The organism is Lysobacter antibioticus HS124 (genome assembly GCF_000336385.2).
Lineage (GTDB): Bacteria > Pseudomonadota > Gammaproteobacteria > Xanthomonadales > Xanthomonadaceae > Lysobacter > Lysobacter firmicutimachus.
This window is the reverse complement of the sequence record NZ_HG424489.1, coordinates 24,588-31,624: the sequence shown is the minus strand read 5'-3', so window position 1 is coordinate 31,624 and position 7,037 is coordinate 24,588. Positions and strand designations below refer to the sequence as shown.

The window sequence follows — 7,037 nt, the reverse complement described above, 5'->3', positions numbered from 1 at the left end:
CGCGTACCGCACCGCATGCCTGCGCATGCGCTGCGGCGCGACCCTCCACTCGCACCCGAGGCCCCCCATGTATCTTTCCCCAGACAGCATCGGCGGCGCACCGATGCTCTCGCCGCAATCGAGCCCGACCACGCACACGGTCGCTCCCGGCGAAACCCTGCTGCAGATCGCCGATACCTACGGCGTCACCCCGCAGGCTTTGCGCGAAGCCAATCCCGAGCTGTTCCGGGACACGTGGCGCCAGGACGAGGCCCAGCAGGCCGGCCGCGCCGATCCGATCTTCCACGGCGACACGCTCAACATTCCGGCCGCACCGATGAGCGTGACCGAAGGGTCGATCGACAGCCCTTACGACGCCGGCCACGGTACCAGCAAGAGCGAGTATGCCGGCGCCGTGGGCTCGGTGAAGGTCATGCACAACCCCGGCGACAACGTCACCCGGGCGACTCAGACCAACGAGACCGGCGCCGACTCGATCTTCAAGATCAGCAACGAAGTGTCGGTGGAAGTGGGTTGGACCAAGAAGGACGGGAGCACCGAGTTCAGCGTGGTCGGCGCCAACGTCACCTTGGTGCGCGCAGAGGGGCGGGCGGGACCGTTCGAGGCGGAGGGTGCCATCGGTATCGGTTTCCGCGCCCGCTACAAGGTGATCCTGCCGGGAGAGAACCACGATCCGGCCCAGGTCGCGCAGATCAATCCCTTCGACCCCAGCACGATTCCGCCCGGCGCGTCGGTGATCATGGACGGACAGCAGTACGAGCAGACCGACCTGGCTGGGTCGTTCAAGCACATCGGCGGCGAGAGCCAGGTCAAGGATGCGCGCGGGTCGGCCTACGTGATCACCCGCGACCCGCACAGCAATCAGGTCACGGTGATGAAGGGGCCGTGCTCGGCGCTGGAGTCGTTCAGCGGCGGCGGCCTGCGCTTCAATCAGCACGGCGTGGAGGCGTCGATCAGCGTCGGCGGGCAGACCAATGTCACCGATTCGACGCTGCGTACGGCGCGTTTCGACCTCGACAGTTCCGAAGGCCGTGCCGCCTATGAGCGCTTCGTCGTCACCGGTCGCGCCGAGCAGGGAGAGCCGGGCGTGGAGGGCGTGGCGACGGTGCAGCGCCTGGATGTGTCTTCGCAGGGCCGGATCAAGCTCCACCTGGCCACCGGTGCGGCCGAACTCGAAGGCGATATCGCCATGGGCGGCGCCAACGCCGGCAGCGTCATCCAGACGACCCATCCCGATGGTTCGATCGCGTTGACCCGCGAATTCAGCTACGGCGACAACGTGCCGCTGACCGTGACCCAGTACTTCGACGCGCACGGCAACGAAGTGCGGTCGGAGCGTACCTACGAATACACCGTCGACACCGGCGGACAGGGCAACCATTCGGCGCAGCAGATCAACTGGGTGCTCAGCGGCGGCGTTACCGAGAGCGGTCCGGCGCAGCCGGGGCAAAAACTAAAGCTGACGTTCACCGAGGCGGAAATGCAGTCCTTGAACGCCAAAGCCGAAAAGGCCGGCGATACGATGCCGCAGATCGCCCACTTCACCGACGACGGCGACGGCCGCTCGGCCAGCACCCTGCAGTTCGCGATCGGCATGGCGCGCAACATGAACCAGAACAAGTACGGTTTCGCCGGCACTCTGCTGGACATCTCCGATGCGGCCGACGGCCATGCCGGGCGCGGCTTCGTCCGCCTCGACATGGACGTGCGGCGGCATGTTCCCGGCTGAAGTCCCGCTGCGGGGGCGCCGGTCGGGTCTGCCGAGGGCGGCGAACCGTCGCGCGTTCAGGCTTGCGGCAGCGTGCGGATCGGGATGCGTCGCCGCTGCGGCTTGGCCAGCGCGTTCTCGTGTTCGGCCAGCGAGGCGCCCCAGAACTCTTCGACGCTGGGGCCGCGACGGGTGCGGCCGCCGGCGAAGAAGAACTCGAACAGCTCGCGCAGCCAGACCCGGCGGCCCATGCGGACGTACCAGCGCATGCCGCGCAGTACGTCGCGGTCCGGATGCAGCAGGCTGCGATACAAGGCGCGCGGACGCAGCTGCATGATCGCCTCGATCGCCTTGACCCACAGCAGCACCCGCCACGGCGGCACGCCGCGGGTCGCCAGCACCTGATGCTTGTAGTCCCATTTGCGCGGATCGGTCTGGATCACTTTGCGTGCGGCGACGCTGTCGTAGTACGGCGTCCAGCGGTGCGGGGTGGCGTAGAGCAGCTGGATCTGGTCCGGGTCGTAGCGCAGCAGGTGGCGCAGCGAGTTCCAGTAGTCGCGGTCGCCGTCCTCGTCGAAGCCGACCACGTAGGTGGCCATCGAAATGATGCCGTGCTCGCGCAGCAGGCGGATCGCCTGCTGGTCCTCGCGCACGCTGGCGCCTTTGCGGATGGTCTGCAGGGTCGCTTCGGAATAGCTCTCGATGCCGAGCAGGAAGCGGATCACGCCGGCGCGCTTGTACAGATGCAGGATGTCGGCGTCGCGCACGATATCGCCGGCGCGGGTCGATCCGACCAGGGTCAGCCCGACGTTCTCGGCGATCAACGCTTCCAGAAACGCTTTCCAAGCCTTGCGCGAGCCGGTCGGCAACTCGTCGGCGAAGTTGATCAGACGCACGCCGTGCTCTCGGTACAGGCGCGCCAGCTCCTGCGCGAACTCGACCGGATCGCGATGGCGCCAGCGGGTCCAGAATCCGCGCTGGCCGCAGTAGCTGCACAGGTAAGGGCAGCCGCGCGAGAACTGCACCACCACCGCTTTCATGCCGCCCCAGTAGGAATAGCGATCGTGGTCGATCAGCTCCCAGCCGACCCGGGCCTGGTCCAGGTCGGTCAGCATTTCGGCCGGGCCGGTATCGACGATGCGGCCGTTGCGGCGGTAGGCCAGGCCGGGTACGCCGGCCGGTTCCTCGCCGCGCTCCAGGGCTTGGGCGAGCAGCACCGCGGTGCGTTCGCCTTCGCCGCGGACGATGCAGTCCACCGCCGGTTCGTGGCTGAGGACATCGCGCCAGTGATAGGTTGGGAACACGCCGCCGTAGACGATCCGCAGCCGGGGCAGCGCCTGTTTCGCACGCGCGGCGATGCGGGCGATCGTGGGATGCGCCGAGGTCGAGCCGGAGTGGCCGACCATCAGCAGATCGGGCGCGCGTTCGACCACCTGCCGCACGATCTCGTCGATCGGCATCGGCCCGAACTCGGCGTCGAACAGCTCGACCGCGAAGCCGGCGTCGAGCAGCGGGCCGCCGATGCTGAGCAGGCCCAGCGGCGGCAGTTGTTCGCGCGGCACGCGGCTGCCGATCGCGGTGTGCGGCGGATTGAGCAGGAGGATGCGCAAGGCGGGGACGGACATGCGGAGGGCTCCGGCCGGCGAGGTGCCGGCGCGCTGCGCACTGTCGGCGGCGGCGGTGGGCTCAGGATGAGGCGGGCGTGAGGCCGCTGCGTCGGTTCTGTGACGGCGGTCGGCGCGACAGGCCGCCTGTGCGGACGTTTTGCGTAAACACCGATGCGGCGCGCGCAACGGCGAGCGCCCCATCCACGGAGAGAGCGATGAACGCACGCGTCAAGGTCGGCCTGGACGAATGGCTGGTGGCCGATGCCGATCGCACCGAGCTGATCGCCGACGGCCTGTCCGGCGGCGTGGCGGTCGGTCTGGCCGGCGACGGCAAGGTCGCGCTGTCGCACGTGTCCTGCGCGTGCGATGCCGGCCACTGGGAGGCCTATCGGACTGGGCTCGATCGAGCGCTGGCGGCGTCGGCGCTGGGCGAACGGCCGCAGGCGGTGCTGGTCTGCGCGCAGGGCGACAGTCAGCTCGGCAGCGACGCCTGGTTGCCGTGGCGGCTCAAGGACTGGCTGCACGGAAAAGGCATCCGGGCCGAGATCCGCCAGGACAACGGCTGCCGCATCGCGGCGGGCGATGGCGGCTTGCGCTGTACGCTCAAGCGCGCCGATCGCGAGGACGATTATCGCTACGGCTACGCGGTCTCCAGCGATGCCGGCGATGCGGCGAGCCTGGCCGGCTCGCTGTCGGATCGGGCCAGGCCGGCCGGCGCGGCGCATTCCCCGCGCGCCGACTTCGCCGCGGGCGACGCGGTGCTGACCGAGGACGGGCATCCGGCTTACGGGTTGTACCGGCAGATCCTCGGCAAGATTCCGCCCGAGGCGGTCGGCGCCGACAACGCCGGCGAGCTGCCGGGCCTGTACGCCGCGCGCCAGGCCGCGGCGGCGCTGACGGTGGAGTGTCTGAAACAGAACATCGGCCGCGTCGATACCGTGATCACCGGCGGCGAAGACCATGCTTCGCTGTTCGCGATCATGGGCAACCGGCGCGAATCCTTGCGGCATGCCTCGGTGGTCACCGACGACGCCTTGGATATGCCGATGCCGGCGTTGAGCGCCGAAGCGCGGCGCTTGCATGCGGCGCTGCCGGCGTTCGGCGCAGCGCCGTCGCCGGCCCCGCCGCCGCACGCGCAGAACAACCGCAGTGCGCTGACGACCTGATCCGCAGGCGCGCTTGGGAGGGGCTGGACGACATGCGATTGACGGAGAGCGAGCGATGAACGACCGGGTCAAGGTGGGCGCGGACGAATGGTTGAGCGTGCAGGCCGGCGGGCCCGATCTGATCACCGACGGCCTGCGCGGTTGCGTGGCGGTCGGCCTCGCCGGCGGCGGCCGGATCGCGCTGAGCCACGTGTATTCGGCCTGCAACGACGAGGCCCGTTGGCAGGCGTACGAGAAACAATTGAATGCGGCCTTCGACGCCTCCGCGCTGGGCCCGCCCGGGCAGATCAAGGCGGTGATCGTCGACGTCGACGACACCGGCAAGTTCCTGCCGCAGCGGCTGGCCCGATGGTTGCAGGACAAGGGAGTGGAGCGGATCGATTTGCGCGTGGACGAAGGCTGCCGGGTGCTGGGTTCGCCCGGCGGCTCCGGCGCGCACTACCTGCTCAAGGACGACGATCTGGCCGCGGATTACGACCGCGGCTATCAAACCAGCGCGGACGGCCGCGACGGCGTAAATCAAGCGTTGCTGTCGGAACACGGCGGAGCGGCGACCAAGATCTTCGCCGATGTCGCGCTGCCGTCGCCGTCGGCGAGCGACGGACCGTTGCTGACCCAGCCCGGGCACCCTCATGGCGATTTGTATCGTTCGATCCTGCAGCGCATCGGCGAAATGGAGGATCAGGGCATGCTGAAAGACAGGCGGCCCTGGCAGGAGCAGGTCGCCGCGGAGCTGACCCGCGGTTGCGTCGCCGCGCAGATCTACGATTCGATCGATGCCGTCGGGTACGGCCGGGGCGAGCGCGAAGACGAGCTGTTCGTGTTCAAGGGGCCGCAAGAATCGTCTTACACCGGCGTGGGCGTGGACATCTTCAAGACCGACGCGCAGAGCCTGGCCAACGCCAGCCGGGACACCCTGGATGCGCCGCCGCCGGGCTTGGGCCAGCCGGCGCAGCAGCAGAAAAGCCAGACGCAGTAAGCCGCCGCCATCGGGGCAAAAGAAAAGGGCCGCTTTCGCGGCCCTTGACTCGTTTCGGCGATAACGCGCCGGCGCAGGCTTACTTCTTCAGCCCGGCGTCCTTGCGCAGATCGTCGGCCTTGTCGGTCTTTTCCCACGAGAATGCGGTCGCGGTGTGCTTCTTGCCGGCGCCGTCGACGTAGCTGACTTCCTTCGGCTTGCGGCCGAAGTGGCCGTAAGCGGCGGTCAGCTGATAGACCGGGTGGATCAGGTCGAGCATCTTGACGATGCCGTACGGGCGCAGGTCGAAGTGCTTGCGGATCAGCTTCTCGATCTTGTCGTCGCTGATCTTGCCGGTGCCGAAGGTGGTGACCGAGATCGAGGTCGGCTCGGCCACGCCGATGGCGTAGGAAACCTGCACTTCGCACTTGTCGGCCAGGCCGGCGGCGACGATGTTCTTGGCCACGTAGCGGGCGGCGTAGGCGGCCGAACGGTCGACCTTGGACGGATCCTTGCCCGAGAACGCGCCGCCGCCGTGGCGGGCCATGCCGCCGTAGCTGTCGACGATGATCTTGCGGCCGGTCAGGCCGCAGTCGCCGACCGGGCCGCCGATCACGAAGATGCCGGTCGGATTGATGTGGACCTTGCTCTTCGGCAGCTTTTCCAGCCACGCCTTCGGCAGCACCGGCTTGAGGATGTGCTCGTACACGCCCTCGACCAGGTCCTTCTGCTTGATGCCCGGGTCGTGCTGGGTCGACAGCACCACCGCGTCGAGGCCGACGACCTTGTGCTCGGCGTCGTAGCGCAGGGTGACCTGCGACTTGGCGTCCGGGCGCAGCCACGGCAGCTTGGAGTTCTTCTGCTTGCGGATCTTGGCCTGCTGCTCGACCAGACGGTGCGAGTAGTAGATCGGCGCCGGCATGAACTCCGGGGCTTCGTTGCAGGCGTAGCCGAACATCAGGCCCTGGTCGCCCGCGCCCTGTTCTTCCGGCTTCTTGCGGTCGACGCCGGCGGCGATGTCGGGCGACTGCTTGCCGAGCATGTTGATGATCGCGCAGGTGTGGCCGTCGAAGCCGACGTTCGAGTTGTTGTAGCCGATGTCGTTGATGACCTTGCGCGCCAGCGCTTCGATGTCGACCCACGCGCTGGTGGTGACTTCGCCGGCGACGATGGCGGCACCGGTCTTCACCAGCGTCTCGCAGGCCACGCGCGCGCGCTTGTCCTGGGCCAGGATGGCGTCGAGGACGGCATCGGAGATCTGGTCGGCGATCTTGTCCGGATGGCCTTCGGAGACGGATTCGGAGGTGAACAGGTAGCTGCTGGACATCGAGGCTTTATCCTCGTATTCGGATAGAAAGATGGCCGAATATGATACAGGCTCGGCCGCGAACGCGCATTGTGCCGCTTCCGGGGGTTGCCGGGGGTTAATCCGGCGGCCGATTTGCCGGTGAATGGGGAGGCAACGCCGGCCTACGCCCCGCATCTTCGCCCAATGGCGCCAGGGCCGGCCGGACGGCGGGCTGTCATCGCTCTGTCCCTGAACCGACATGGCGCTGTCGCCGCGCCGGCGCAGGCTGCGCGGCATACCGCCGCCGATG

The 7,037-nt window shown here is 68.2% G+C and carries 5 protein-coding genes; 3 read left to right on the top strand and 2 right to left on the bottom strand.

The window, feature by feature from the left end; all coding sequences use genetic code 11:
* The first annotated feature begins 67 nt into the window (after nt 1-67).
* On the top strand, nt 68-1,729 hold the full coding sequence (locus TX83_RS09710) for a LysM peptidoglycan-binding domain-containing protein (RefSeq protein WP_186442569.1): 1,662 nt from the start codon (nt 68-70) through the stop codon (nt 1,727-1,729).
* A 56-nt stretch (nt 1,730-1,785) separates the two neighbouring features.
* Here TX83_RS09710 and bchE read toward each other — a convergent pair whose 3' ends face one another.
* Complete coding sequence (gene bchE, locus TX83_RS09705; protein WP_222423751.1) at nt 1,786-3,333, bottom strand: magnesium-protoporphyrin IX monomethyl ester anaerobic oxidative cyclase; 1,548 nt, start codon at nt 3,331-3,333, stop codon at nt 1,786-1,788.
* Between the two features lie 197 nt (nt 3,334-3,530).
* On the opposite strand from bchE, the gene TX83_RS09700 reads away from it, so the two are divergent.
* The gene (locus tag TX83_RS09700; protein WP_064747739.1) at nt 3,531-4,481 is read left to right on the top strand and encodes an XVIPCD domain-containing protein; all 951 of its coding nucleotides are present in this window, start codon (nt 3,531-3,533) and stop codon (nt 4,479-4,481) included.
* A 55-nt stretch (nt 4,482-4,536) separates the two neighbouring features.
* Nucleotides 4,537-5,460: an XVIPCD domain-containing protein gene (locus TX83_RS09695; RefSeq protein WP_064747738.1), complete on the top strand. Its 924-nt coding sequence runs from the start codon at nt 4,537-4,539 to the stop codon at nt 5,458-5,460.
* 79 nt (nt 5,461-5,539) lie between these two features.
* Here the strand turns inward: TX83_RS09695 and metK are convergent, their stop codons facing one another.
* Nucleotides 5,540-6,766: a methionine adenosyltransferase gene (metK, locus tag TX83_RS09690; protein ID WP_064747737.1), complete on the bottom strand. Its 1,227-nt coding sequence runs from the start codon at nt 6,764-6,766 to the stop codon at nt 5,540-5,542.
* Between the last annotated feature and the right edge of the window lie 271 nt (nt 6,767-7,037).

What these genes read in the sequence shown, in the direction of transcription:
- TX83_RS09710 (WP_186442569.1), top strand. Translation starts at nt 68, where the DNA reads ATGTATCTTTCCCCAGACAGCATCGGCGGCGCACCGATGCTCTCGCCG.
- bchE (WP_222423751.1), bottom strand. Translation starts at nt 3,333, where the DNA reads ATGTCCGTCCCCGCCTTGCGCATCCTCCTGCTCAATCCGCCGCACACC.
- TX83_RS09700 (WP_064747739.1), top strand. Translation starts at nt 3,531, where the DNA reads ATGAACGCACGCGTCAAGGTCGGCCTGGACGAATGGCTGGTGGCCGAT.
- TX83_RS09695 (WP_064747738.1), top strand. Translation starts at nt 4,537, where the DNA reads ATGAACGACCGGGTCAAGGTGGGCGCGGACGAATGGTTGAGCGTGCAG.
- metK (WP_064747737.1), bottom strand. Translation starts at nt 6,766, where the DNA reads ATGTCCAGCAGCTACCTGTTCACCTCCGAATCCGTCTCCGAAGGCCAT.